Raw genomic sequence first — 22,655 nt, 5'->3', positions numbered from 1 at the left:
TGTTTTAAATGTTATTGCGCTCAATATACGCGATATTTTTTATATTTAAATAGCCACTCAAATAAAAAACCCTATGCAACTGCATAGGGTTCCAAAATATTCAAACAAAAACTTATGATACTAATTTTGGCTTACGATTTGTTTGATCGCCACGCTTATGGAATTCTAAAACCCCATCATTAAACTTAGCATCTTTCAGTTCTTTACGATCAGCTAGGTAATTATTAGTAATCTTCCACGGTGCTTGTTTACCTTGCTTAGGCATTACATCAGCTGCACGTGCGATATAACCAGAAGACATTTTACCCATGATCGTATCATTTTCACGCTGTAAAGGATCAGCGTGCGCAATCACTTCATCAAAACCATTTTTATCCATATGATTGATTAAGCGACAGATATAATCAGCCGCAATATCAACTTTTAATGTCCATGAAGCATTGATATAACCAATGATCATCGCCATGTTAGGGACATCACTCACCATCACGCCTTGATACAGCATATGTTGAGATGTGTTCATTGGCTTACCATCAATTGAACCTTGAACTCCACCTAAGATCTGGATCTCCAAACCAGTTGCTGAGATCACAATATCCGCTTCTAAATGTTTTCCAGATTTTAATTGGATACCATTTGCAGTGAATTTTTCAATTTGATCTGTCTCAACACTTGCTTTGCCTTCACGTAAAGATTTGAATAAATCACCATCTGGCACAACACATAAACGTTGATCCCATGGATTATAGCTTGGTGTAAAGTGTTTCATATCCACTTTACCTTTAAGCTGCAATTCAATACCTTTCAACAATAAACGACGTACAGTTTTCGGGTATTTTTGCGCTAATGCATAAATACCACGTTGCATACCAATATTACGTGCGCGAGTAAATTTATACGCCGTTTCCTCAGACATAAATTTACGTGTTTTCTCATAAATAAAGTCAATTGAAGGAATCGTTGCAATATAAGTTGGTGAACGCTGTAACATTGTGACATGCCCTGCTCCACCTTTCACCATTGAAGGTACAAGTGTAATTGCAGTTGCACCACTACCAATGATGACCACTTTCTTACCAGTGTAATCTAAATTTTCTGGCCAATGTTGTGGATGAATAAACTGACCTTTGAAATCTTCTTGTTTCGGAAATTTTGGCGCATAACCCTGATCATAGTTATAGTAACCAGTACAACCCATGACAAAGTTTGCAGACCAAGTTTGTTTTTTCTTATTGTTATCTTCGATCTCAACTAACCATTTTTTCTTTGTAGAATCATAGTTTGCAGAAAGGACACGATGACCAAAGTGAATTTTATCTTTTAACTGATTTTCACTGATCACATCGCTTAAATAACCTTTAATTTCAGCACCGCTTGCAAGAACTTTATCTTTTGCCCATGGCTTGAAGTTAAAACCAAAAGTTGACATGTCCGAATCAGAACGAATACCAGGGTAACGGAATAAATCCCAAGTTCCACCGAAACTTTCACGACGTTCTAAAATTTCGAATTTACGTTGTGGACAGTTCTTAGAGAGATGCACAGCTAACCCAATTCCAGAGATACCTGCACCAATAATTAATACATCAACTTGCTTTTCCATTTTTTTTATACCCTGTGTAAATCATGTCTTTATTAAAGCACAAATTTGACAATACACAATGTCAAGTTTAGTCATTCATCGGTTTTTTTATATCAGTTCGGGACATTTTGAGAAAAAACGAAGCTAAAAAATCTTGATATTTTTACTTGGGTTTACGTTTAAACTATGTTGTATTGAATACAAAAAATTAGGAATAAATCTTTATATAATTTTTAAGAAAAATAAACTTTATAAAACACATTAAAAAAAGTTCCTCAATTCCGTAGAAAAGCCATTAATTTGTTTATTCGCTTGAAGTATCAATACTTTTAAAAAAGACAACTCTACTTTTTAGTTGTTCAACTTCATTTTTGATTTCACTTAGATCATTGTCACTGAGATTATATGAAGTTGTTATTTCTCCGTTTAATGCTAGCCCCACACCATTAGAAAATGCAGACAGAATAGCACCAGATAAATGATAGAAATTATCAGCATCTGGTAAATAATTCGGCTTAAAAAGATAGCTTTCATCATCAGATAAATTATTTATCCAATCATATTCTGATACAACATACCAAATATTGGATAATTTTTTTACACTTATTGAATTTGGACTTAGAGCTGCTGCTTCGGCTGTAATGAATCCTAATAGCTGTCTATCATACAAATTTCCATTGTATCCAAATATTAAATTAGCATGCCGCCTTTTCAATCCATTAATAAAACAATATTTTTCAGAATCCATGATCGTCTCATTTATAGTAGTAATAATCTTATTGACTCATCTAATTGTATCTTAATGATTTTATTATAAGCGTTATTAAACAATAAAAAAGGTCGGTTATTACACCGACCTTTTTTGGAACAACTGACTGTTCTACACGTAGAAGTATTATTTTACTTCACGGTCAACGAGTTCAACGTAAGCCATCGGTGCAGCATCACCTGCACGGAAGCCCGCTTTAAGAACACGAAGATAACCGCCGTTACGTTCTTTGTAACGAGGGCCAAGAACGGTAAATAATTTACCAACAGTTGCTGCTGAACGAGTACGAGCAAACGCTAAACGACGGTTTGCAACAGTATCGTTTTTAGCCAAAGTGATTAAAGGCTCAGCAACACGACGAAGTTCTTTCGCCTTAGGCAAAGTTGTCTTAATTAACTCATGCTCTACTAAAGCATTTGTTAAGTTTTGAAACAACGCCTTACGGTGGCTGCTTGTACGGCCTAATTTCACACCACTATTACGATGACGCATGGTGATAGTCCTACTTAATTAACGGCTACGATAGGCAAATCGGTCATCCATACGGAGACTAGCTGGTGGCCAGTTCTCTAAACGCATGCCGAGTTGTAAACCTTTCGATGCCAAAACATCTTTGATCTCTGTTAACGATTTTTTACCCAAGTTAGGAGTTTTTAACAACTCAACTTCAGTACGTTGAACAAGATCACCAATGTAGTAAATATTTTCTGCCTTCAAACAGTTAGCAGAACGAACAGTAAGCTCGAGATCATCTACTGGACGAAGCAAAATTGGGTCAACTTCTTCGCGAGGTTCTTGAGCGACTGGAGTTTGATCTTTCTGAAGATCAACAAAAATTGCAATTTGTTGTTGCAAGATTGTTGCCGCTTTGCGGATAGCTTCTTCTGGATCAACAGTTCCGTTAGTCTCAAGATCGATCACTAACTTATCAAGATCGGTACGCTGTTCTACACGAGCATTTTCTACTGTGTAAGAAACGCGCTTGATTGGGCTATAAGAAGCATCTAACTGTAAACGACCTACTGGGCGTGTTTCACCTTCTGGGAAACGAGAGTCAGATGTCTCATAACCACGACCTTGAGCTACTTTAAGGCGCATTTTCAATGAACCAGAAGAACTCAAAGTACCGATTAAATGATCAGGGTTAACCACTTCAACATTATGAGGTAAACGAAGATCAGCTGCTGTTACGTCACCTGCACCTTGCTTCTCTAATGTTAAATATGCTTCATTTTGATCGAACAGCTTAATAGACAATCCTTTTAGGTTCAGCAAGAGCTCGACGATGTCCTGCTGCAAGCCTTCTAAAGTACTGTACTCGTGCTCGACGCCTTCTATCTCAACTTCAACCACAGCAGCGCCAGGTAAAGAAGACAATAGAATGCGACGTAAAGCATTACCTAGAGTATGGCCAAAACCACGCTCTAAAGGCTCAAGAATCACTTTTGCCGAGGTCCCGCTCACCGCTTCGACCTTGATCGCTTGCGGAGTTAGAAACTCGTTTGCAGTACGCGTCATTTATTGCTACCTCAAGGATTATTTAGAATACAATTCTACAATCAAGCTTTCGTTGATTTCAGCAGGTAAATCAGAGCGATCTGGTGCAGCTTTAAACGTACCTTCCAACTTAGAATGATCAACTTCCATCCAAGCAGGGATACCACGTTGAGCAGCTAATTCAATAGCGTTTTTGATACGCAATTGTTGTTTAGCACCTTCATGCACTGCAATTACATCACCCGCTTTTACTTGAATAGACGCAATGTTTACACGACGACCATTTAAAGTAATAGAACGGTGAGATACTAACTGACGAGCTTCTGAACGTGTAGAACCAAAACCCATGCGATAAACCACGTTATCAAGACGGCTTTCAAGCAATTTCAACAAGTTTTCACCAGTTGCGCCTTTAACACGAGCTGCTTCTTTATAGTAGTTACTAAATTGACGCTCTAACACACCGTACATACGACGTACTTTTTGTTTTTCACGTAATTGTAGTGAATACTCAGATTGCTTACCACCACGAGCCTGACCATGTTGACCAGGTGCTTTATTGTGTTTTTTGGTTTTTACATCAAACGGTTTAACGCCTGATTTAAGTTGCAGGTCTGTCCCTTCGCGGCGAGAGAGTTTGCATTTTGGACCAATATAACGAGCCATGAATGTTTCTCCTTACACGCGACGTTTTTTAGGTGGACGGCAACCGTTGTGAGGAATTGGTGTCACATCGGTAATGCTGTTAATCTTATAACCCACTGCGCCTAATGCACGAACCGCAGACTCACGACCTGGACCAGGACCTTTTACAAGGACGTCTAGGTTTTTCAAACCGTAATCCAAAGCTGCTTTACCAGCAACTTCAGCAGCTACCTGAGCAGCGAACGGAGTTGATTTACGTGAACCACGGAAGCCTTGTCCACCTGAGGTAGCCCAAGCCAATGCATTACCTTGACGATCGGTAATCGTTACAATGGTGTTATTAAAAGACGCGTGAATGTGTGCAACACCTTCAGAGACGGTACGAGTGACCTTCTTGCGTGTGCGAGTATCTTTAGCCATCTTTTAGCTTCCAGAAATCTTACTTTTTAATCGGTTTGCGCGGACCTTTACGGGTACGTGCGTTAGTTTTGGTGCGTTGTCCGCGAACAGGCAAGCTGCGACGATGACGAAGACCGCGGTAGCAGCCTAAATCCATTAAACGTTTGATGTTCATGGAAATTTCGCGACGTAAATCACCTTCGGTCGGAACCTTAGCAACTTCTGCACGAATCGCATCAAGCTGAGCATCATCTAATTCACGAATTTTTGTAGTTTCAGTGATACCTACAGTCGCTAAGATGTTCTTAGCAGTGTGGCGACCGATACCAAAAATATACGTGAGAGAGATAACAGCATGCTTGTTATCCGGAATGTTTACACCGGCAATACGAGCCATTCAATTTTCTCCAAAAAGGCAGTCAAGATAATCAACCGCCCCACAAAAATCTTGAGGGGCGGATAATAACCTAATTAGCCTACTGAAATCAACAGGTCTTAATTAAATTAACCTTGACGCTGCTTATGACGAGGTTCTGCGCTACAAATCACGCGAATAACCCCATTACGACGGATAACTTTGCAGCTACCACAAATTTTCTTTACAGAAGCTTGTACTTTCATGATGAAACCTCTAAGTGCGCTTATCCCTTAGGATGAGCAGTCGTTTTTCTCATTAACGTTTGATTATCATATTGATGCGAAGTAAGGTGCGCTTGAAGTTGCGCCATAAAGTCCATTACTACTACAACTACAATCAGTAAAGATGTTCCACCCAAATGGAATGGAATACTAAACGAACTTTGTAGCACCATAGGCATTAAACACACTACAGTAATGTAAATTGCACCAATAAAAGTCAAACGGTTAAGAATATGATCTAAATAACGAGCCGTTTGCTCACCTGGGCGGATACCAGGCACATATGCTCCGCTGCGTTTTAAGTTCTCTGCAACTTCTTTCGGGCTAAATACTAGCGCTGTATAGAAATAACAGAAGAAAATAATTAACGCACCAAACAGCATTAAATACAACGGCTGTCCAGGCGATAACACCAATGCCAGATCTTGTAGACTACGCTTCACAATCCCTGCATTTGGATCAGCACTACCTAACCATTGCCCCAAACTCGCTGGAAATAATAACAATGAGCTTGCAAAAATCGCTGGAATCACACCTGCCATATTTATTTTTAATGGCAAATGCGTCTGCTGTGCAGTAAAAACACGACGACCTTGTTGCTTTTGTGCATAGTTCACTGGAATACGACGTTGTGCTTTTTCAATAAACACAATCGCAGCTAAAACGGCTAATGAGAGTAAGCCAAATACAGCTAAACCAATTAAACTACCTTGACCATTATCTACAGACGTAAACGACTGTATTACAAGATTTGGCAAACCTGCCACAATACCTGCAAAAATGATCATCGAGATACCATTACCAACACCACGTTCGGTAATTTGCTCTCCTAACCACATCAGAAACATTGTTCCCGCAACTAACGAAGTAACTGCAGGAACATAGAATGCTAAGCCTGATGTCAAAGTAATACCTTGACTAATCAAACCAGCACACATCCCTACACCTTGCACGAGTGCAAGGAATAAGGTGCCATAACGTGTATATTGATTGATCTTTCGTTTGCCTTGCTCGCCTTCTTTTTTCAAAGCTTCTAACGAAGGAACAACCGTAGACATTAACTGCACGATAATCGATGCAGAAATGTACGGCATAATTCCCAACGCTAGAATCGACATGCGTTCTAATGCACCGCCAGAGAACATGTTAAATAAGCCTAAGAAGGTACCTTCATTCGCCTTAAAAAACTGTGCTAGCGCTATATTATCAATACCTGGCAACGGAATATGCGCTCCTAGTCGAAAGACCAATAACGCGCCAATCAAAAACATTAATCGACGAATAATTTCACGATATTTCACATGAAATGGTTGGCCTTTCATCATGTTTACATGACCTGAAGAACTAGGAGTCATAGACACTCGAGATTACTCCTCGACTTTACCGCCAGCAGCTTCAACAGCAGCTTTAGCGCCTTTAGTCAACACAACACCTTGAACAGTGAATGCGCGAGTGATTTCACCAGAAAGAACGATGCGAGCACGAATTTGATCACGACGAACAACGTTCGCAGCTTTTAAAGTTTCAAGGCTAATTACATCACCTTCAACTTTATTCAATTCAGACAAACGTACTTCAGCAGTTTTCAAAGCGATTTGGCTAGTGAAACCGAATTTTGGTAAACGACGATATAACGCTGTTTGACCGCCTTCAAAGCCCGGACGAGTACCACCACTTTTACGTGAGTTTTGACCCTTGATACCACGACCACCAGTCTTACCAACGCCAGAGCCGATACCACGACCTAGACGACGATTTTCACGCTTAGCACCTTCAGCAGGTGCAAGTTCATTTAAACGCAGAGTCATGGCTTATTCCTCTACACTAACCATATAGTAAACTTTGTTGACCATACCACGGTTAGAAGGCGTATCTTGCACTTCTACAGTATGACCAATACGACGCAGACCTAGACCTTGTAAGCAAAGTTTATGATTTTTTAAACGATGCGAAGAAGATTTAGTCTGGGTAACTTTAATCGTTTTCATGATTGATTACCCTTGAATTTGTTCTACTGAAAGACCACGTTTCGCAGCGACTTTCTCAGGAGAAGTCATATCACGCAAACCTTTGAAAGTTGCGTTTACTACGTTAGCAGCATTTGTAGAACCATAACATTTAGCAAGTACGTTATGTACACCTGCAGCTTCGAGAACAGCACGCATCGCGCCACCAGCAATTACGCCAGTACCTTCTGAAGCAGGTTGCATGTATACACGGCTTGCACCATGACGAGCATTCACAGGGTGTTGTAAAGTAGTCCCCGCAAGGTCTACAGTAATCATGTTACGACGTGCAGCTTCAAGTGCTTTAGAAATAGCAGCTGGAACTTCACGCGCTTTACCACGACCAAAACCTACACGACCATTACCATCACCCACAACAGTTAATGCTGTGAAAGAGAAGATACGACCACCCTTAACAACTTTGGCTACACGATCAACGGCAACCAGCTTTTCAACGAGACCTTCGTTTTGTTCAACTTTCGCCATGATTAGAACTCCAAGCCGCCTTCACGAGCAGCATCAGCCAAGGCTTTGATACGACCATGATATTTAAAACCAGAACGGTCAAATGCAACTTTAGTAACGCCAGCTGCTTTAGCACGTTCTGCGATTAAAGCACCAACCTTAGTTGCTGCATCGATATTACCAGTCGCACCACTACGCAAAGATGCATCTAAAGTTGAAGCTTGCGCTAAAACTTTGCCACCATCTGCTGAAATAACTTGAGCATAGATGTGACGCGGAGTGCGGTTTACACACAAACGAGTCGCACCCAATGCACGAATGTGCAAGCGTGTGCTTTTTGCACGACGCAAACGGGTTTGTTTCTTTTCGTTCATAAGAACCTCGCGCCTTATTTCTTCTTAGCTTCTTTACGAAGAATAACTTCATCCGAATAACGAACACCTTTACCTTTATATGGTTCAGGAGAACGGTATGCACGGATTTCCGCTGCTACTTGACCTAACAACTGCTTGTTTGCTGATTTCAAAATGATTTCAGTTGCAGTTGGAGTTTCCGCTGTTACACCTTCTGGTAAAGCGTAGTCAATTGGGTGTGAATAACCTAAAGCAAGGTTAACGACAGTGCCTTTAACTGCTGCTTTGTAACCAACACCAACTAGCTGTAACTTACGTTCGAAGCCTTCGCTAACACCTTTTACAAGGTTGTTCAATACAGCGCGAGCAGTACCAGCTTGCATCCAAGCATCTTTCGACTCTTTAACTGGAGCAAGTTGAAGTTTACCTTCTTCCTGTTTTAGCTCGACCAGCGCATGCAGGTTGAAAGACAATGTACCTTTAGTGCCTTTCACTTCGACCTGCCGGCCGTTCTGAGTAACTGTTACACCATTAGGTACAGTTACTGGGGCTTTAGCCACACGAGACATGAGGAATCACCTATTAAGAAACAAAAGCAATAACTTCACCACCAACGCCCGCAGCACGTGCAGCGCGATCAGTCATGATGCCTTTGCTTGTAGAAACAATTGCAATACCTAAACCTTGCTTAACGCTTGGAAGTGCATCTTTACCGCGATACTGACGTAGACCTGGACGGCTTACGCGCTTCACAGTTTCGATAACTGGTTTGCCTTCGAAATATTTTAACGTAATAGTCAAAGTAGCTTTTGCATCTTCTTGAGCAACTTCTACATTTGAAATATAACCTTCTTGTTGAAGAACGTTTGCAATAGCAACCTTCAACTTAGAAGAAGGCATAGAAACAACTTGTTTCTTTGCCATTTGAGCGTTACGAACACGCGTTAACATGTCGGCAACGGTATCTTGCATACTCATTATAGTCGCTCCTTACCAGCTTGCTTTAACAACGCCTGGTACATCACCCTGCATTACTGTATCGCGTAATTTGTTACGGCTTAAACCGAACTTACGGAAGTAACCATGAGGACGACCAGTTAAACCACAGCGGTTACGAAGACGTACTGGAGATGCATTACGTGGTAATGCTTGTAACTTCATCATCGCTTCGAAACGTTCTTCATCAGATGCATTTACGTTTGCAATCGTTGCTTTTAATTCAGCACGTTTTGCAGCGTATTTAGCAACTGTCTTTTCGCGTTTCAATTCGCGATTAATCATACCTTTCTTAGCCATATCGACCTCTTATTTGAACGGGAAGCCGAATGCACGCATAAGCGCACGGCCTTCGTCATCGCTACGAGCAGTGGTCGTAATAGTGATATCTAAACCACGGATACGATCAATTTTATCAAAATCGATTTCAGGGAAAACGATCTGCTCTTTTAAACCCATAGAGTAGTTACCACGACCATCAAATGATTTCGAAGAGAAACCACGGAAGTCACGGATACGAGGGATAGCGATCGAGATCAAACGATCCAAGAATTCGTACATTTGGTCGCCACGTAAAGTAACTTTACAACCAATTGGCCAACCATCACGGATTTTAAAACCAGCGATTGATTTACGTGCAAGTGTCACAACTGGTTTTTGACCAGCAATGAGTTGCATATCAGCAACAGCGCCATCTAATAATTTCTTATCAGTTGCAGCTGCGCCTACACCCATGTTAAGAGTGATTTTCGTGATGCGAGGAATATCCATCACATTCTTAACGCCAAGTTCTTCTTGTAACTTCGCTTTAAGTTCGTCGTTATAACGTGCTTTAAGTCTGGCCATCGCCTATTCAACCTATTACTTCGCTACCGCCACTGATTCACCATTTGATTTATAAACACGAGTTTTCGCGCCATCAATCACTTGGTAACCAATACGGTCAGCCTTTTGGGTTGTAGCATTAAAAATTGCCACGTTTGAAATATGAAGCGTTGCCTCTTGAGTAACGATACCGCCTTCAGCGCCAGTTACACGGTTTGGCTTTTGATGCTTCTTCACTAAGTTAAGACCTTCGACCTTAACTCGATCTTCAGAAACAGACAAAACAACACCTTGTTTGCCTTTTTCTTTACCTGCGATCACAATTACTTGATCGCCTTTTTTAATCTTAGCCATGATTGCCTCTTATAAAACTTCAGGAGCCAATGAAATGATTTTCATGAACTGTTCAGTACGAAGTTCACGAGTCACTGGTCCGAAGATACGAGTAGCAATCGGAGCTTTGTTGTTGTTCAAAATAACAGCTGCGTTATCGTCGAAACGAATAACTGAACCATCTGGACGACGGATGCCGAATTTTGTACGTACAACTACAGCATTCATCACGTCACCTTTTTTAACACGTGCGCGCGGAATTGCTTCTTTTACAGTAACTTTAATAATATCGCCAACTGAAGCATAACGACGGTGTGAACCACCAAGTACTTTAATACATTGTACGCGGCGTGCACCACTGTTGTCTGCTACGTCGAGCATACTTTCGGTTTGAATCATTGCCCTACTCCAAAACCGAGCATCACCGGTCGCAATTTCGAAAGGCTCAAAGAGTACTCGAAATTGTCCGATGATGCAACAAGAACGTCTAATTACTCAGCAGCTGCTTCAACGACTTCCACTAAAGTCCAAGCTTTAGTTTTAGAAATTGGGCGGCTTTCTTTGATGGTCACTAAGTCGCCAGTTTTAGCAACATTGTTCTCATCATGAGCGTGTAATTTAGTTGAACGGCGGATTGATTTGCCGTACAACGGGTGTTGAACGCGGCGTTCAATAAGCACAACAATAGACTTGTCCATTTTGTCACTTACAACTTTGCCGGTTAACGTGCGGACTGTTTTTTCACTCATTGTCCGTTCCCCTGTTTTTCGGTAAGGAGTGTCTTGATACGAGCAATTGTCTTACGAGCAATTTGCACTTCATGCGATTTGCCTAATTGACCAGTTGCTTTCGCCATACGAAGACGGAATTGGTTAAGCTGTTGCTCATCAAGCAAAGCTTTCAACTCTTCTACCGACTTTTCACGTAGATCTTTAATTTTCATTACATCACCGTCCGAGTCACGATAGTGGTTTTAAACGGGAGTTTAGCTGCAGCTAAAGCAAAAGCTTCACGCGCTAACTCATCGCTAACACCTTCAATTTCGTACAGGATCTTACCTGGCTGAATCTGACAAACCCAGTATTCCACGCTACCTTTACCTTTACCCATACGAACTTCTAATGGTTTTTCGGTAATTGGTTTGTCTGGGAATACGCGGATGAAGATTTTACCACCACGTTTAATACGACGGCTAATGGTACGACGTGCAGCTTCAATCTGACGCGCAGTCATACGACCACGTTCAGTTGCTTTAATTGCAATCGAACCAAATGATACTGTACTACCACGATGCGCTAGACCAGTGTTACGGCCTTTGTGCACTTTACGGAATTTGGTACGTTTAGGTTGCAACATGGATTATTCTCCCTTGTCAGCAGCACGGTCACCGCGACGACCACGACGCTCTTGACCTTCACCACGACCACGACCGCGTTTAGCTGGACGCTCTTCAGCAGGAGCAGGGTTCATGACTTGTTTCATGCCACCTAAAATCTCGCCACGGAAAATCCAAACTTTAACACCGATCGTACCGTATGTTGTTTCTGCACGCATAGTAGCATAGTCGATGTCAGCACGAAGTGTATGCAAAGGTACACGACCTTCACGATACCACTCAGTACGAGCGATCTCTGCACCACCTAAACGGCCAGAAACTTCAACTTTGATACCTTTAGCGCCAGCACGCATTGTGTTTTGAACCGCACGCTTCATAGCACGACGGAACATAACACGCTTTTCTAATTGAGAAGCAATTGCTTCAGCAACTAAACGTGCGTCCAAGTCAGGGCGATCAATTTCATTGATGCTAACTTGAGCTGGAACACCCATAATGTTGGTGAGTTCGCGCTGTAATTTCTCAATATCTTCGCCTTTCTTACCGATAACGATACCAGGACGAGCAGTGCTAATTGTTACTTTAGCAGCGCCTGTAGGACGTTCGATAAGAATATTGCTGACCATCGCATTCTTAAGTTTTTTAAGCAAAAACTCACGAACTTGAAGATCTTTAAGCAAGTATTCAGCGTATTGTTTCGGACTCGCATACCAGTTAGCGTTATGACGTTTCACAACACCTAGGCGGATACCGATTGGATGAACCTTCTGACCCATATCAAACCCCTACCTTAACGGTGATGTGACAAGTACGCTTAGTAATACGATCTGCACGGCCTTTAGCACGTGGCATGATACGTTTAAGGCTCATGCCTTCATCAACGTAAATCGTAGTTACTTTAAGGTCATCAACATCTAAGCTGTTGTTGTGTTCAGCATTCGCGATTGCAGATTCAAGTGCTTTTTTAACGAGCACAGCTGCTTTCTTGTTGCTGAAGTTCAAAATGTCTATCGCACGTGCAACCGACTTACCACGGATCAAATCAGCAACTAAACGTGCTTTTTGTGCCGAGATAGCGGCACCGCGTAATTTAGCAGTTACTTCCATCATAGCACCTATTAACGTTTAGACTTCTTATCAACACCGTGACCACGATAGGTACGAGTTGGCGCGAATTCACCCAATTTATGACCAACCATGTGTTCAGTAACAATTACTGGAACGTGGTTACGGCCATTGTGAACAGAAATTGTTAAACCAACAAAGTCTGGAAGGATCATTGAACGACGTGACCATGTTTTGATCGGCTTACGGTTGTTAGCAGCAATCGCAGCTTCAACCTTAGCGAACAAATGCGCGTCGACGAATGGACCTTTTTTTAATGAACGAGGCATTATTCAGATTCCCTTACTTGACGCGACGGTCGCGAATAATCATCTTAGTCGTACGCTTATTGGTACGTGTCTTGTACCCTTTAGCTTTTTGACCCCATGGACTTACAGGTTGAATACCTTTACTACGTCCTTCACCACCACCGTGCGGGTGATCTACCGGGTTCATCGCCATACCACGAACGGTAGGACGAATACCACGCCAGCGCGCAGCACCAGCTTTACCCAATGAACGAAGGTTGCTTTCTTGGTTAGAAACTTCACCAATTACAGCACGACATTCAACGTGTACTTTACGCATTTCACCAGAACGTAAACGAACGATAGCGTAAGAACCATCACGACCCAACAACTGAACTGAAGTACCAGCAGAACGTGCTAATTGAGCACCTTTACCGATTTTAAGTTCAAGGTTGTGAAGCGTAGAACCGATTGGCATATTGCGAAGTGGTAAGCAGTTACCTGGACGAATTGGAGCATCGTTACCAGATTGTACTTTATCACCAGCACGTAAGCCTTTAGGTGCAATGATGTAACGACGTTCACCATCAGCATATTTCAATAAAGCAATATGAGCTGTACGGTTAGGATCGTACTCGATGCGCTCTACAGTCGCTGGAATACCATCTTTGTTACGTTTAAAGTCAACAATACGGTAGTTTTGCTTATGACCACCACCCACGTGACGTGTAGTGATGTGACCATTGTTATTACGACCACCAGTACGTTTTTTAGCTTCTACCAACGGTGCATAAGGAGCGCCTTTGTGAAGATGGTCATGAACCACTTTCTCTACAAAGCGACGTCCTGGAGACGTTGGCTTACATTTTTGAATTGGCATAATTCTCGTCCTTATTCCGCTGCGTTTTCAGCGGTATCGCCCAAGTCAGCCATTTCTACATCTTGGCCAGCTTTCAGGGTGACGTATGCTTTTTTCACATCAGAACGACGTCCTAATGTTTTACCAAAGCGTTTTGTTTTACCTTTAGTGATCGTTGTATTGATTTTTACAACTTCAACACCAAAGAGCTGCTCAACTGCTTTTTTGATTTCAAGTTTGTTTGCATTTAATGCAACTTTGAACACTTGAACACCAGCAGTATCACCTAAAACTTGTGCTTTTTCTGAGAATACTGGTCCTAATAGGACTTGATAGATACGTTCGTTGTTCATCCGAGTTCTACCTCAATTTTCTTAGCAGCAGCTACAGACATTACAACTTTATCAAATGCAATCAAGCTAACAGGATCAATAGCAGTAGCATCAACCACATCAACGTGTGGAAGGTTGCGAGCTGCAAGATACAAGTTCTCATCTACAGCATCTGTAATGATCAATGCACGAGTTGCATTCAAGTCTGTAAGTTTTGCAAGCAAGTCTTTAGTTTTTGGAGCTGCAACAGCAAACTCTTCAACTAATACAAGACGATCTTGGCGAACAAGTTCAGCTAAGATACATTGCATTGCACCGCGATACATCTTACGGTTTACTTTTTGAGACCAATCTTGTGGGCGAGCAGCAAAAGTTTTACCACCACCAACCCAGATCGGGCTACGAATAGAACCCGCACGAGCGCGACCAGTACCTTTTTGACGGAATGGTTTTTTACCACCGCCAGAAACGTCTGCACGTGATTTCTGAGCTTTCGAACCTTGACGACCACCAGCTAAGTAAGCTGTAACAACTTGGTGTACAAGCGCTTCGTTAAACTCACGTCCGAAAGCAACTTCAGACAATTCAACAGCAGAGCCGGAAACAGTTTTTAAATTCACAGTATTTCCCCTCAGGCCTTGATGGTAGGACGTACAATAACGTCACCATTCGTTGCACCAGGAACAGCACCTTTAACAACTAAAACAGAACGTTCAGCGTCAATAGATACAATTTCAAGACCTTGAACTGTTACGCGTTCATCACCTAAGTGACCAGCCATTTTCTTGCCTTTGAACACGCGACCAGGAGTCTGGTTTTGACCTGTAGAACCTAATACACGGTGAGATACAGAGTTACCATGAGTAGCATCTTGCGTACGGAAATTCCAACGCTTAACACCACCTTGGAAGCCTTTACCTTTTGATTGACCAGTTACGTCAACAATTTGACCAACTGTGAACAAATCAACACCGATAGAAGCACCAACTTCACGGCCTTCAAGCTCAGCTTCAGTAACACGGAACTCTTTAACCAAACGACCAGCAGCAACACCCGCTTTCGCGAAGTGACCTTTCTGAGCGTTAGTTACGCGCGATTCGCGACGTTCACCAGTAGTTACTTGGATTGCTTGATAACCATCAGTTTCAAGTGTTTTGATTTGCGTAATGCGGTTTGGATCGACTTCGATAACTGTAACAGGTACAGATACACCAGCATCTGTAAAGACGCGAGTCATACCACATTTGCGACCGACTAAACCAATAGCCATGTGCATAAACCTCTAAAAAAGCGGCCTAATTAACTTAATGTTAATTAACCGAAAGCCTTAACCCAAAGCGATCTGAACATCAACACCAGCAGCAAGATCTAACTTCATCAATGCATCAACAGTTTTATCTGTAGGTTGAACGATGTCGATCAAACGTTTATAAGTGCGGATTTCGTACTGATCACGAGCGTCTTTGTTGACGTGTGGTGAAGTAAGAACGTTGAAGCGTTCGATGCGAGTAGGCATCGGGATTGGACCACACACTTGTGCGCCAGTACGCTTAGCGGTTTCTACGATCTCTTGAGCAGATTGATCAATCAGGCGATGATCAAAAGACTTCAAACGGATACGAATTCTCTGGTTAGACATACCAGTAAACTCCAAGCCAAAAATATAAAGAATCACCCATGACGCACCTCACCTTATTGGTAAGTGTCAAGGGCAGTGAAAATCACTAAGGTCATGATCGATGCCACGACTGTAATGCGTTGACTACTTTCTTCGTAGTGAACGCCCTCCATTTGAGGGTCGCCCATTATAACGATTGTTTAAGTCTTATGCAATTCTTCTTTTATTTTTTTAGTTTTATACTTGATTAAGCATTCACCACATACTCTATTGCTTGATTTAGTAATTGATTACCCTGTTCAAACTTACTTTTAATCGTTTTTTTTAATTCTGCGATTGGCTGAACATATTGACCATTAAACACCGCACTATCTTCTTCATTTTCAATCAACAATTGCAAAGCATGGGGTGTCATTTCAGGATGAAATTGAAAGCCAAGCACATTACGCCCAATTTGATACATTTGGTTTTGGCAGACCTTATTTTCTGCTAAACGGACGCCGCCACGGGGAATCTCAAAGGTCTCGCTGTGCCATTGCATAATATTAAGCTTATCAGGGATTTGAAAATAATTTTCAGGGACGTGTGAAACTCTACCCACATCCATCCACCCCAATTCTTGATGTTGATTTCGACTTACAGATGCACCGAGTGCATTGGCAATCAGTTGCCCCCCTAAACATAAACCAATCGCAGGTTTTCCCGCAGAGAGATAACGTCTCAACCATCTTTTTTCCAATTTTAACCAAGGATAATTTGCTTCATCATTCACACTCATGGTTCCACCCATAATGATTAGTAAATCAACTTCATCAATATGCGGTAGAGCCTCCAATTCAAGAGATAAATCAACGGGTAAAGCAAAGAACTCTGTAGCGGTAATTTTTGCTTGATGTGCCTTCAAATAGTCATAGCAACTGCCAAAACCTTCACCAGCAATGTGCTGAAAATAATGCACTCTTAAATGCGACTTCATGCGCGTAAACCTATTGTAGTTAGAATGATAATTAGTCTTAGCAAAAATAGAGCCAGTTTTGACTAAAAGCTTTGATTCGTAACGATTCTGTACAAAATATGCAAATGACTAGCAGGATTCGATATTTTCTCTTAACCTAAATCATTCTATTGATTTAATTTTGCCCCATGACTAAACAAAATAGCTTACAAACCACACTCATTCATGCACCACGCCAAGCTCCCCAATACATAGAAACGATTCAACCTCCCCTATTTCGTGCATCAACGATTATTTTTAAAACAACAGCGCACCTTTTTGATCGCCACTGGACTGACCCTTATGATTATAGTTATGGCACACACGGTACACCGACGACGTTTACATTAGGAGATAATATTGCTCAAATTGAAGGTGGAAATTATTGTTTACTTGCACCCAGTGGCTTATCTGCAATCAATTTAGTAAATAGTACTTTTTTAAGCTCAGGGGATGAAGTTTGGGTTGCAGATAATATTTATGGCCCGAATCTGGAACACTTAAAGAATCTGCAAGACCGCTACGGCATTCACGTCAAAATTTACAACCCAATTGATGCAAATAGCTTTCAGCCAACTGAAAAAACTAAATTGATCTGGCTAGAGGCGGCAGGTTCTGTCACTTTAGAGTTTCCCGACCTCAAAAATCTGGTTAAAAAAGCACAGCAAGCCAATGTATTAACAGCACTGGATAATACATGGGGTGCGGGGCTTGCCTTTAATGCATTTGATTTTTCAGACGAACATCTTAGTGTTGATATAACCGTACACGCACTGACCAAATACCCAAGCGGTGGTGGTGATATTTTAATGGGTTCGGTAGTCACACGAGACCAACTGTTACATCATAAACTGTATCGTATGCATGCAACCCAAGGGATCTGTGTTTCAGGCGATGATACCGCACAAATTCAACGCAGCTTGGCTCATATGCCACTTCGTTATGAACAACAATCTAACAGTGCAATAGCAGTGCTTGATTGGCTAAAGCAACAATCTCAATTTTGCCAAGTTTTACATCCAAGTGATGCCAATTCAGCAGGTCATTTATTTTGGCAACAAGTCTGTGAAACAGGAAAAAGTGCAGGTTTAGTCAGTGTGATTTTCAAGCCTGAGTATGATCTCGCAGCAATTCGTAAATTCTGTGACAGCCTAACTTTATTTAAGCTTGGGTTTAGTTGGGGCGGCCCTATCAGTCTTGTTATGCTTTATGATTTAAAACAGATGCGAGAACTAGAAAATACACATTTACAACAAGGTTTATTAGTTCGCTTCTGCATAGGACTAGAAGATCCAAACGATTTAATCCAAGATATTCAAAACGCACTAAAACAACTCGAATGAAATAAAGCATAGGTGAAGAATGAATACACCCATTATTATTGCAAAAAAAACCACAGATACAACGCAAGATATTGTTTTACATTCTCAATTTGCAAACCGCCACGGTTTAATTGCAGGTGCGACAGGCACAGGTAAAACAGTGACTCTGAAGGTACTAGCCGAAAGTTTCTCACGGCTGGGCGTACCTGTCTTTTTGGCAGATGCTAAAGGTGATGTCTCTAGTTTGGCTAAAGCAGGAAGTAGCAACCTCAAATTTGATGAGCGTTTAAAAAACTTACAACTTGAACCCATTCCATTTGCTGCTTCGCCTGTTATTTTTTGGGATTTATTTGGGCAACAAGGTCATCCAATCCGTACCACAATTTCAGAAATTGGTCCGTTACTTTTGGCACAAATGCTAAATCTGAATGACACACAAGAAGGTGTTCTTTCGGCCGTTTTCCGTGTTGCAGATGATCAAGGGCTTTTATTAATTGATTTCAAAGACCTTAAAGCAATGCTGACCTATGTCAGCGAAAATGCAGCCGAATTAAAAGCCGAATATGGCAACCTTTCTCCAGCTAGTCTAGGTGCAATTCAACGTAATTTATTGGCTTTAGGTGATCAAGGTGGAGAGCAATTTTTTGGTGAGCCTAGCCTGAATATCCTCGATTTTATTCAGACCGATACCAATGGTCATGGCTATATCAATATCTTAGCCGCTGACAAGCTCATGAATACTCCAAAGCTTTATGCCACATTCTTACTATGGATGATGTCAGAACTGTTTGAACAGTTGCCTGAAGTGGGTGATATGGACAAACCAAAGTTGGTATTCTTTTTCGATGAAGCGCATCTATTGTTTGATAATGCTAGTCCAACCTTACAACAAAAGATTGAGCAAGTCGTACGTCTCATTCGCTCGAAAGGCGTGGGAATTTATTTTATTACTCAAAATCCTCTGGATTTACCAGAAAGTGTCTTAGGGCAATTGGGCAACCGAGTACAACATGCCTTACGTGCATTTACTCCAAAAGATCAAAAGGCAGTCAAAACCGCAGCGGATACTTTCCGTGCCAATCCAGAGTTTAAAGTCGATCAAGCCATTACTGAACTTGCCGTTGGTGAAGCATTGATTAGTTGCCTAGATGAACAAGGGACGCCACAAATTGTGGAGCGCGGTTGGGTGATGCCTCCTTACTCCTCCTTTACCCCGATCACGCCTGAAGAACGTCAAGTAATTATCGGGCAAAGTATTGTGGCAGGTGTCTACGACCAAGCCGTTGATCGAGACAGTGCTTATGAAATGCTACAGAAAAAAGTGCTGCAACAGTCGCAACAGAAAGAAGCAGATGAGTTAGCCAAACAGCAAAGCAAAGAGCAAGATGCTTTGGCCAAGCAACAAGCCAAAGAGCAAGAACGCTTTGCGAAAGAGCAACAAAAAGCCGCAGAGAAAGCCCAGCGGGATCGCGAAAAACTCACCCAAGATATTGTGGGAACTTTTGCAAAAAGTGCGGCTCGTAGCTTAGGCGGCTCTACAGGTCAAAAGATCGTTCGCGGTTTACTCGGTTCATTATTTGGTAAATAAAAATCTTTATTATTTTAAAAATCAGGGGATAATTATTTATCCCCTATTTTTTTTATGGTTTTAATAAAAACTAATCTTGCAAATAAATCTTATAAGGTATATTTTAAATATATCTTATAAATGATAGCCAAGAGAGATCACCCATGACTCCGCAGCAAATTGACCTCGTAAAAGCAACTGTTCCTGTACTCCGTGAAAATGGTGTAGCGCTCACGGGTTACTTTTACAATCGCATGTTAGGCAACAACCCAGAATTAAAAGAAACCTTTAACATGGGGCATCAACGTAGCGGCGCACAAGCACAAGCACTTGCTGGTGCAGTTTTGGCGTATGCAGAAAACATCGAAGACCCTTCTGTACTTTTACCTGTGGTTGAGTTAATTGCACATAAACATGTCAGCTTAAATATTCAATCACCTGATTACGGTATTGTGGGTGAGAACCTACTTCATTCAATCAGTGAAGTACTGAATATCTCAATGGAAGATCCATTGATTGGGGCATGGGCTGCCGCTTATGGTCAATTAGCTGACTTATTTATTAGCACTGAAAAAGCCATTTATGATCAACATCAACAAACCAAAGGCAGTTGGTTGGGTTGGCGTAATTTCAAAATTGCCAAAAAAGTAGTTGAGAGTGATGAAATTACTTCATTCTATCTAGCTCCTGTAGATGGTGGTGAACTACCAAAATATGAAGCAGGTCAATATATTTCAGTTCGCGTGTTTGTGCCTGAACTCAATTTAAGACAGCCACGTCAATACACCCTATCGACGAGTCCTCAAGCAGATTACTTACGTATTTCAGTCAAACGTGAGGATGAAAAAGGTGAGTTAGCAGGCGGTTGGGTGTCTAGCACTTTACATGGCTTAGCTGAAGGTTCAGAAATTGAAGTCTCTGCGCCAACAGGTAATTTCTATCTGATTGACAGCCGAAAACGCAATGTATTCATTAGTGGTGGTGTGGGCTTAACCCCAATGATTGCAATGCTCAATCAATTGGTGACTTTAGATATGCCGCAACCTGTGAGCTTTATTCATGCTTGCCGCAGCAGCCAAGTGCATGCCATGAAAAAGCATATTCATGAACTAAAAGCAAAGTATCCACGTCTGAGTACATTCACTGCTTATGAGTTTCCTCATCAAGGTGACGTGTTAGGCGAAGATTTTGATGCAGCGGGTCGCTTAGATTTAGTGTCAATGGATGCTGGATTATTACCAGCCAATGCAGACTATTATCTATGTGGTCCAATGCCATTTATGGCAGAGCAACATAAAGCTTTAGTTGCTCGTGGTATCCCTGCTGAAAATATTCATAGCGAAGCATTCGGTACGGGTGGCGTAAAACTCAGCTAATCGGTGCTGCGTTTTGCATAGGGCTAGTCTATGTTAGACTAGCCCTTTCTGTTTAAAGCAATAGATTGAGTGAAAACCCATGCAACTCAATAAGTTTACTGATTATGCGCTCAGAATCTTAATGTATGTCGCTCGTCCGAGTGATGTACCGTATACGATTGCAGATATTGCACGGGACTTGCATGTATCCCAAAACCATTTAGTAAAAATCGTTCACTTCATGGGAAAACAGCATTGGATCGTAACAATTCGCGGCAAAGGTGGTGGACTTCGTTTAAATCCAGAAGCCAAAAGTTTAAAACTAGGTGAAATTGTTCGTATCCTACAAGGCAATCATCAAATCGTAGAATGTAATACGCCACCTTGTGTTTTACGCTCTCATTGCGGACTTAAAAGTATTTTGGATCAAGCTTTAGAATGTTTTTATCAAAGCCTAGATCAATATACACTTGGAGAAGTGGTGCAATATGGCATTCTTCCCTCTTCTACAAATTCAAATATTGACTTTTTACAACTCGTTCAAAAAGCCTAAACATCAAGATTCGCACGAATCTCTCACATCCTTTATAATAGTCGTTGCTATTTCAATTCAAAAAGTAAGCTTCTATGCGTCGTAGTGAAAAATCGAAAGACACCAAAGCCAAACTCGCACCTAAACAAAAAATCAGTTATGAAAAAAAGACTGATCCTGCTGTAACCGCGTATGCAGTGCAGTCTTTGACTTGGTTACGCCAAGCTGAATTTTTGATGAGTGCGCCTAAACTGGATTTGTGCGTAGAAGATACAGGTTATGAAATCGCATTTGCAGGTCGTTCTAATGCAGGAAAATCTAGTGCAATTAATGCTTTAACTAATCAAAAGCAACTCGCACGTGCTTCAAAAAGACCTGGGCGCACGCAAATGATTAACTTTTTTAGCTTAGGTAATCCAGATCAACGTTTAGTTGATTTACCAGGTTATGGTTATGCGGCTGTACCTGAAGCGATGAAAATCGTATGGCAGAAAGAACTTGAGAACTATCTGATCCATCGTAAAAGCTTACAAGGCTTGGTACTGTTAATGGACATCCGTCATCCATTACAACACTTTGACTTAATGATGCTGGAATGGGCACATTCACGTCATTTATTTGTACACATCCTGCTCACCAAAGCAGATAAATTAAACCGTGGCCCTGCCAATAAAGTACTATTAGAAATTAAGCAGCAGTTGAAGAAAATGAAACTTGATTTCTCGATTCAATTATTCTCTTCACTCAATCGAATTGGTTTAGAAGAATTGGCAAGCGTCATGGGTGGCCGTTTAAATTTCACACTTGATCAACCAGCAGAATTTGACCTTGATCAGATCCCAGAAGCTTCAGAAATAGACGTCGAAGAATAAATAATGC

At 41.4% G+C, this 22,655-nt stretch carries 35 protein-coding genes and 1 pseudogene; 5 read left to right on the top strand and 31 right to left on the bottom strand.

All coding sequences use genetic code 11. The annotated features are described in order from the left end of the window. Nucleotides 1-112: 112 nt before the first annotated feature. The 31 genes and pseudogenes from O1450_RS02125 to O1450_RS01975 form a co-directional block, all read right to left on the bottom strand. The gene (locus tag O1450_RS02125; RefSeq protein ID WP_241306627.1) at nt 113-1,603 is read right to left on the bottom strand and encodes a flavin-containing monooxygenase; all 1,491 of its coding nucleotides are present in this window, start codon (nt 1,601-1,603) and stop codon (nt 113-115) included. 283 nt (nt 1,604-1,886) lie between these two features. Beyond that, entirely contained in the window at nt 1,887-2,330 is a 444-nt protein-coding gene (locus O1450_RS02120; protein WP_269229523.1) for a hypothetical protein, read from the bottom strand. Nucleotides 2,331-2,477: 147 nt separating this feature from the next. Continuing rightward, nucleotides 2,478-2,843 (bottom strand): 50S ribosomal protein L17, encoded by a 366-nt coding sequence (rplQ, locus tag O1450_RS02115; RefSeq protein ID WP_004641032.1) that lies wholly within the window; start codon nt 2,841-2,843, stop codon nt 2,478-2,480. Between the two features lie 18 nt (nt 2,844-2,861). After that, nucleotides 2,862-3,869 (bottom strand): DNA-directed RNA polymerase subunit alpha, encoded by a 1,008-nt coding sequence (locus O1450_RS02110; protein WP_004660372.1) that lies wholly within the window; start codon nt 3,867-3,869, stop codon nt 2,862-2,864. Nucleotides 3,870-3,887: 18 nt separating this feature from the next. Next, nucleotides 3,888-4,514 carry a 30S ribosomal protein S4 gene (gene rpsD / locus O1450_RS02105; protein ID WP_004641035.1) on the bottom strand — a complete coding sequence of 209 codons (627 nt, stop codon included), beginning with the start codon at nt 4,512-4,514 and terminating at the stop codon, nt 3,888-3,890. A 12-nt stretch (nt 4,515-4,526) separates the two neighbouring features. Further along, nucleotides 4,527-4,913, bottom strand: a complete 387-nt coding sequence (rpsK, locus tag O1450_RS02100) for a 30S ribosomal protein S11 (RefSeq protein WP_001040166.1) — start codon at nt 4,911-4,913, stop codon at nt 4,527-4,529. Nucleotides 4,914-4,932: 19 nt separating this feature from the next. Next, the gene (gene rpsM, locus O1450_RS02095) at nt 4,933-5,289 is read right to left on the bottom strand and encodes a 30S ribosomal protein S13 (protein ID WP_000090816.1); all 357 of its coding nucleotides are present in this window, start codon (nt 5,287-5,289) and stop codon (nt 4,933-4,935) included. Nucleotides 5,290-5,396: 107 nt separating this feature from the next. Then, entirely contained in the window at nt 5,397-5,513 is a 117-nt protein-coding gene (rpmJ, locus tag O1450_RS02090) for a 50S ribosomal protein L36 (RefSeq protein WP_000867907.1), read from the bottom strand. Nucleotides 5,514-5,533: 20 nt separating this feature from the next. Then, nucleotides 5,534-6,853 carry a preprotein translocase subunit SecY gene (gene secY, locus O1450_RS02085; protein ID WP_171287530.1) on the bottom strand — a complete coding sequence of 440 codons (1,320 nt, stop codon included), beginning with the start codon at nt 6,851-6,853 and terminating at the stop codon, nt 5,534-5,536. A gap of 45 nt (nt 6,854-6,898) precedes the next feature. Then, on the bottom strand, nt 6,899-7,339 hold the full coding sequence (gene rplO, locus O1450_RS02080) for a 50S ribosomal protein L15 (RefSeq protein WP_004660366.1): 441 nt from the start codon (nt 7,337-7,339) through the stop codon (nt 6,899-6,901). 3 nt (nt 7,340-7,342) lie between these two features. Next, the gene (gene rpmD, locus O1450_RS02075) at nt 7,343-7,519 is read right to left on the bottom strand and encodes a 50S ribosomal protein L30 (RefSeq protein WP_003653652.1); all 177 of its coding nucleotides are present in this window, start codon (nt 7,517-7,519) and stop codon (nt 7,343-7,345) included. 6 nt (nt 7,520-7,525) lie between these two features. Beyond that, nucleotides 7,526-8,023, bottom strand: a complete 498-nt coding sequence (gene rpsE / locus O1450_RS02070) for a 30S ribosomal protein S5 (RefSeq protein ID WP_004657688.1) — start codon at nt 8,021-8,023, stop codon at nt 7,526-7,528. A gap of 2 nt (nt 8,024-8,025) precedes the next feature. Further along, entirely contained in the window at nt 8,026-8,376 is a 351-nt protein-coding gene (rplR, locus tag O1450_RS02065; RefSeq protein WP_004660364.1) for a 50S ribosomal protein L18, read from the bottom strand. A gap of 14 nt (nt 8,377-8,390) precedes the next feature. Next, complete coding sequence (gene rplF, locus O1450_RS02060; protein WP_004660363.1) at nt 8,391-8,924, bottom strand: 50S ribosomal protein L6; 534 nt, start codon at nt 8,922-8,924, stop codon at nt 8,391-8,393. A 13-nt stretch (nt 8,925-8,937) separates the two neighbouring features. Then, nucleotides 8,938-9,333, bottom strand: a complete 396-nt coding sequence (rpsH, locus tag O1450_RS02055) for a 30S ribosomal protein S8 (protein WP_004660361.1) — start codon at nt 9,331-9,333, stop codon at nt 8,938-8,940. A gap of 12 nt (nt 9,334-9,345) precedes the next feature. Next, nucleotides 9,346-9,651: a 30S ribosomal protein S14 gene (gene rpsN, locus O1450_RS02050; RefSeq protein WP_004660360.1), complete on the bottom strand. Its 306-nt coding sequence runs from the start codon at nt 9,649-9,651 to the stop codon at nt 9,346-9,348. Between the two features lie 9 nt (nt 9,652-9,660). After that, nucleotides 9,661-10,197 carry a 50S ribosomal protein L5 gene (gene rplE, locus O1450_RS02045; RefSeq protein WP_004660357.1) on the bottom strand — a complete coding sequence of 179 codons (537 nt, stop codon included), beginning with the start codon at nt 10,195-10,197 and terminating at the stop codon, nt 9,661-9,663. A 15-nt stretch (nt 10,198-10,212) separates the two neighbouring features. Then, nucleotides 10,213-10,530 carry a 50S ribosomal protein L24 gene (gene rplX, locus O1450_RS02040; RefSeq protein ID WP_004641054.1) on the bottom strand — a complete coding sequence of 106 codons (318 nt, stop codon included), beginning with the start codon at nt 10,528-10,530 and terminating at the stop codon, nt 10,213-10,215. A 9-nt stretch (nt 10,531-10,539) separates the two neighbouring features. Continuing rightward, a complete protein-coding gene (gene rplN / locus O1450_RS02035) occupies nt 10,540-10,908 on the bottom strand; it encodes a 50S ribosomal protein L14 (RefSeq protein WP_004657680.1) in 369 nt (122 codons plus the stop codon). A gap of 92 nt (nt 10,909-11,000) precedes the next feature. Beyond that, nucleotides 11,001-11,258: a 30S ribosomal protein S17 gene (gene rpsQ, locus O1450_RS02030; protein ID WP_004641057.1), complete on the bottom strand. Its 258-nt coding sequence runs from the start codon at nt 11,256-11,258 to the stop codon at nt 11,001-11,003. After that, nucleotides 11,255-11,452: a 50S ribosomal protein L29 gene (gene rpmC / locus O1450_RS02025; protein ID WP_004660354.1), complete on the bottom strand. Its 198-nt coding sequence runs from the start codon at nt 11,450-11,452 to the stop codon at nt 11,255-11,257. The genes rpsQ and rpmC overlap by 4 nt, the downstream gene beginning before the upstream one ends. After that, the gene (rplP, locus tag O1450_RS02020) at nt 11,452-11,865 is read right to left on the bottom strand and encodes a 50S ribosomal protein L16 (protein WP_004657678.1); all 414 of its coding nucleotides are present in this window, start codon (nt 11,863-11,865) and stop codon (nt 11,452-11,454) included. The genes rpmC and rplP overlap by 1 nt, the downstream gene beginning before the upstream one ends. Next, nucleotides 11,805-12,621 (bottom strand): annotated as a pseudogene (gene rpsC, locus O1450_RS02015) (30S ribosomal protein S3). Before rpsC ends, rplP begins: the two are co-directional and overlap by 61 nt. 1 nt (nt 12,622) lies before the next feature. Next, on the bottom strand, nt 12,623-12,952 hold the full coding sequence (gene rplV / locus O1450_RS02010) for a 50S ribosomal protein L22 (RefSeq protein WP_004657676.1): 330 nt from the start codon (nt 12,950-12,952) through the stop codon (nt 12,623-12,625). 11 nt (nt 12,953-12,963) lie between these two features. After that, complete coding sequence (gene rpsS, locus O1450_RS02005; protein WP_004641066.1) at nt 12,964-13,239, bottom strand: 30S ribosomal protein S19; 276 nt, start codon at nt 13,237-13,239, stop codon at nt 12,964-12,966. A 13-nt stretch (nt 13,240-13,252) separates the two neighbouring features. Beyond that, the gene (gene rplB / locus O1450_RS02000; protein WP_004660349.1) at nt 13,253-14,077 is read right to left on the bottom strand and encodes a 50S ribosomal protein L2; all 825 of its coding nucleotides are present in this window, start codon (nt 14,075-14,077) and stop codon (nt 13,253-13,255) included. Between the two features lie 11 nt (nt 14,078-14,088). Further along, entirely contained in the window at nt 14,089-14,409 is a 321-nt protein-coding gene (gene rplW / locus O1450_RS01995) for a 50S ribosomal protein L23 (protein ID WP_004641070.1), read from the bottom strand. Continuing rightward, nucleotides 14,406-15,008, bottom strand: coding sequence for a 50S ribosomal protein L4 (gene rplD, locus O1450_RS01990; RefSeq protein ID WP_004660347.1), 603 nt, complete (start codon nt 15,006-15,008; stop codon nt 14,406-14,408). Before rplD ends, rplW begins: the two co-directional genes overlap by 4 nt. 11 nt (nt 15,009-15,019) lie before the next feature. After that, nucleotides 15,020-15,658: a 50S ribosomal protein L3 gene (gene rplC / locus O1450_RS01985; RefSeq protein WP_004660344.1), complete on the bottom strand. Its 639-nt coding sequence runs from the start codon at nt 15,656-15,658 to the stop codon at nt 15,020-15,022. A 57-nt stretch (nt 15,659-15,715) separates the two neighbouring features. Next, nucleotides 15,716-16,027, bottom strand: coding sequence for a 30S ribosomal protein S10 (gene rpsJ, locus O1450_RS01980; RefSeq protein ID WP_000070912.1), 312 nt, complete (start codon nt 16,025-16,027; stop codon nt 15,716-15,718). A gap of 226 nt (nt 16,028-16,253) precedes the next feature. Further along, nucleotides 16,254-16,982, bottom strand: coding sequence for a type 1 glutamine amidotransferase (locus O1450_RS01975; protein ID WP_269229522.1), 729 nt, complete (start codon nt 16,980-16,982; stop codon nt 16,254-16,256). A gap of 167 nt (nt 16,983-17,149) precedes the next feature. Between O1450_RS01975 and O1450_RS01970 the strand changes: the two genes are divergently transcribed. The 5 genes from O1450_RS01970 (at nt 17,150) to yihA (ending at nt 22,648) form a co-directional block, all read left to right on the top strand. Then, nucleotides 17,150-18,343, top strand: coding sequence for a PLP-dependent transferase (locus O1450_RS01970; RefSeq protein ID WP_269229521.1), 1,194 nt, complete (start codon nt 17,150-17,152; stop codon nt 18,341-18,343). 19 nt (nt 18,344-18,362) lie between these two features. Beyond that, nucleotides 18,363-19,910, top strand: coding sequence for a helicase HerA-like domain-containing protein (locus O1450_RS01965; RefSeq protein WP_269229520.1), 1,548 nt, complete (start codon nt 18,363-18,365; stop codon nt 19,908-19,910). A 143-nt stretch (nt 19,911-20,053) separates the two neighbouring features. Next, nucleotides 20,054-21,265 (top strand): NO-inducible flavohemoprotein, encoded by a 1,212-nt coding sequence (gene hmpA, locus O1450_RS01960; RefSeq protein WP_269229519.1) that lies wholly within the window; start codon nt 20,054-20,056, stop codon nt 21,263-21,265. Nucleotides 21,266-21,344: 79 nt separating this feature from the next. Continuing rightward, the gene (locus O1450_RS01955; RefSeq protein WP_004660334.1) at nt 21,345-21,797 is read left to right on the top strand and encodes an RrF2 family transcriptional regulator; all 453 of its coding nucleotides are present in this window, start codon (nt 21,345-21,347) and stop codon (nt 21,795-21,797) included. 74 nt (nt 21,798-21,871) lie between these two features. Continuing rightward, nucleotides 21,872-22,648, top strand: coding sequence for a ribosome biogenesis GTP-binding protein YihA/YsxC (gene yihA / locus O1450_RS01950; protein WP_004660333.1), 777 nt, complete (start codon nt 21,872-21,874; stop codon nt 22,646-22,648). Nucleotides 22,649-22,655: the final 7 nt, after the last annotated feature.

This window comes from Acinetobacter sp. TR11 (assembly GCF_027105035.1).
Classification (GTDB): domain Bacteria; phylum Pseudomonadota; class Gammaproteobacteria; order Pseudomonadales; family Moraxellaceae; genus Acinetobacter.
Note: the sequence above shows the minus strand (reverse complement) of the source record. Positions and strands in the feature narration are given on the sequence as shown.

Bases quoted from the DNA above. Each gene is read 5' to 3' on its own strand.
- rpsD (WP_004641035.1), bottom strand. From the start codon at position 4,514: ATGGCTCGTTATATTGGTCCAAAATGCAAACTCTCTCGCCGCGAAGGG.
- O1450_RS02120 (WP_269229523.1), bottom strand. From the start codon at position 2,330: ATGGATTCTGAAAAATATTGTTTTATTAATGGATTGAAAAGGCGGCAT.
- rplX (WP_004641054.1), bottom strand. From the start codon at position 10,530: ATGGCTAAGATTAAAAAAGGCGATCAAGTAATTGTGATCGCAGGTAAA.
- rplW (WP_004641070.1), bottom strand. From the start codon at position 14,409: ATGAACAACGAACGTATCTATCAAGTCCTATTAGGACCAGTATTCTCA.
- O1450_RS01955 (WP_004660334.1), top strand. From the start codon at position 21,345: ATGCAACTCAATAAGTTTACTGATTATGCGCTCAGAATCTTAATGTAT.
- rplF (WP_004660363.1), bottom strand. From the start codon at position 8,924: ATGTCTCGTGTGGCTAAAGCCCCAGTAACTGTACCTAATGGTGTAACA.
- rpsK (WP_001040166.1), bottom strand. From the start codon at position 4,913: ATGGCTAAAGATACTCGCACACGCAAGAAGGTCACTCGTACCGTCTCT.
- rpmC (WP_004660354.1), bottom strand. From the start codon at position 11,452: ATGAAAATTAAAGATCTACGTGAAAAGTCGGTAGAAGAGTTGAAAGCT.
- rplP (WP_004657678.1), bottom strand. From the start codon at position 11,865: ATGTTGCAACCTAAACGTACCAAATTCCGTAAAGTGCACAAAGGCCGT.
- rpmJ (WP_000867907.1), bottom strand. From the start codon at position 5,513: ATGAAAGTACAAGCTTCTGTAAAGAAAATTTGTGGTAGCTGCAAAGTT.
- rplE (WP_004660357.1), bottom strand. From the start codon at position 10,197: ATGGCCAGACTTAAAGCACGTTATAACGACGAACTTAAAGCGAAGTTA.
- O1450_RS01965 (WP_269229520.1), top strand. From the start codon at position 18,363: ATGAATACACCCATTATTATTGCAAAAAAAACCACAGATACAACGCAA.
- yihA (WP_004660333.1), top strand. From the start codon at position 21,872: ATGCGTCGTAGTGAAAAATCGAAAGACACCAAAGCCAAACTCGCACCT.
- rplB (WP_004660349.1), bottom strand. From the start codon at position 14,077: ATGCCAATTCAAAAATGTAAGCCAACGTCTCCAGGACGTCGCTTTGTA.
- O1450_RS02110 (WP_004660372.1), bottom strand. From the start codon at position 3,869: ATGACGCGTACTGCAAACGAGTTTCTAACTCCGCAAGCGATCAAGGTC.
- O1450_RS01975 (WP_269229522.1), bottom strand. From the start codon at position 16,982: ATGAAGTCGCATTTAAGAGTGCATTATTTTCAGCACATTGCTGGTGAA.
- rplV (WP_004657676.1), bottom strand. From the start codon at position 12,952: ATGGAAGTAACTGCTAAATTACGCGGTGCCGCTATCTCGGCACAAAAA.
- rplR (WP_004660364.1), bottom strand. From the start codon at position 8,376: ATGAACGAAAAGAAACAAACCCGTTTGCGTCGTGCAAAAAGCACACGC.
- O1450_RS01970 (WP_269229521.1), top strand. From the start codon at position 17,150: ATGACTAAACAAAATAGCTTACAAACCACACTCATTCATGCACCACGC.
- O1450_RS02125 (WP_241306627.1), bottom strand. From the start codon at position 1,603: ATGGAAAAGCAAGTTGATGTATTAATTATTGGTGCAGGTATCTCTGGA.
- rpsJ (WP_000070912.1), bottom strand. From the start codon at position 16,027: ATGTCTAACCAGAGAATTCGTATCCGTTTGAAGTCTTTTGATCATCGC.
- rpsE (WP_004657688.1), bottom strand. From the start codon at position 8,023: ATGGCGAAAGTTGAACAAAACGAAGGTCTCGTTGAAAAGCTGGTTGCC.
- secY (WP_171287530.1), bottom strand. From the start codon at position 6,853: ATGAAAGGCCAACCATTTCATGTGAAATATCGTGAAATTATTCGTCGA.
- rpsQ (WP_004641057.1), bottom strand. From the start codon at position 11,258: ATGAGTGAAAAAACAGTCCGCACGTTAACCGGCAAAGTTGTAAGTGAC.
- rpsS (WP_004641066.1), bottom strand. From the start codon at position 13,239: ATGCCTCGTTCATTAAAAAAAGGTCCATTCGTCGACGCGCATTTGTTC.
- rplO (WP_004660366.1), bottom strand. From the start codon at position 7,339: ATGACTCTGCGTTTAAATGAACTTGCACCTGCTGAAGGTGCTAAGCGT.
- hmpA (WP_269229519.1), top strand. From the start codon at position 20,054: ATGACTCCGCAGCAAATTGACCTCGTAAAAGCAACTGTTCCTGTACTC.
- rpsM (WP_000090816.1), bottom strand. From the start codon at position 5,289: ATGGCTCGTATTGCCGGTGTAAACATTCCGGATAACAAGCATGCTGTT.
- rpsH (WP_004660361.1), bottom strand. From the start codon at position 9,333: ATGAGTATGCAAGATACCGTTGCCGACATGTTAACGCGTGTTCGTAAC.
- rplN (WP_004657680.1), bottom strand. From the start codon at position 10,908: ATGATTCAAACCGAAAGTATGCTCGACGTAGCAGACAACAGTGGTGCA.
- rpsN (WP_004660360.1), bottom strand. From the start codon at position 9,651: ATGGCTAAGAAAGGTATGATTAATCGCGAATTGAAACGCGAAAAGACA.
- rpmD (WP_003653652.1), bottom strand. From the start codon at position 7,519: ATGAAAACGATTAAAGTTACCCAGACTAAATCTTCTTCGCATCGTTTA.
- rplC (WP_004660344.1), bottom strand. From the start codon at position 15,658: ATGGCTATTGGTTTAGTCGGTCGCAAATGTGGTATGACTCGCGTCTTT.
- rplQ (WP_004641032.1), bottom strand. From the start codon at position 2,843: ATGCGTCATCGTAATAGTGGTGTGAAATTAGGCCGTACAAGCAGCCAC.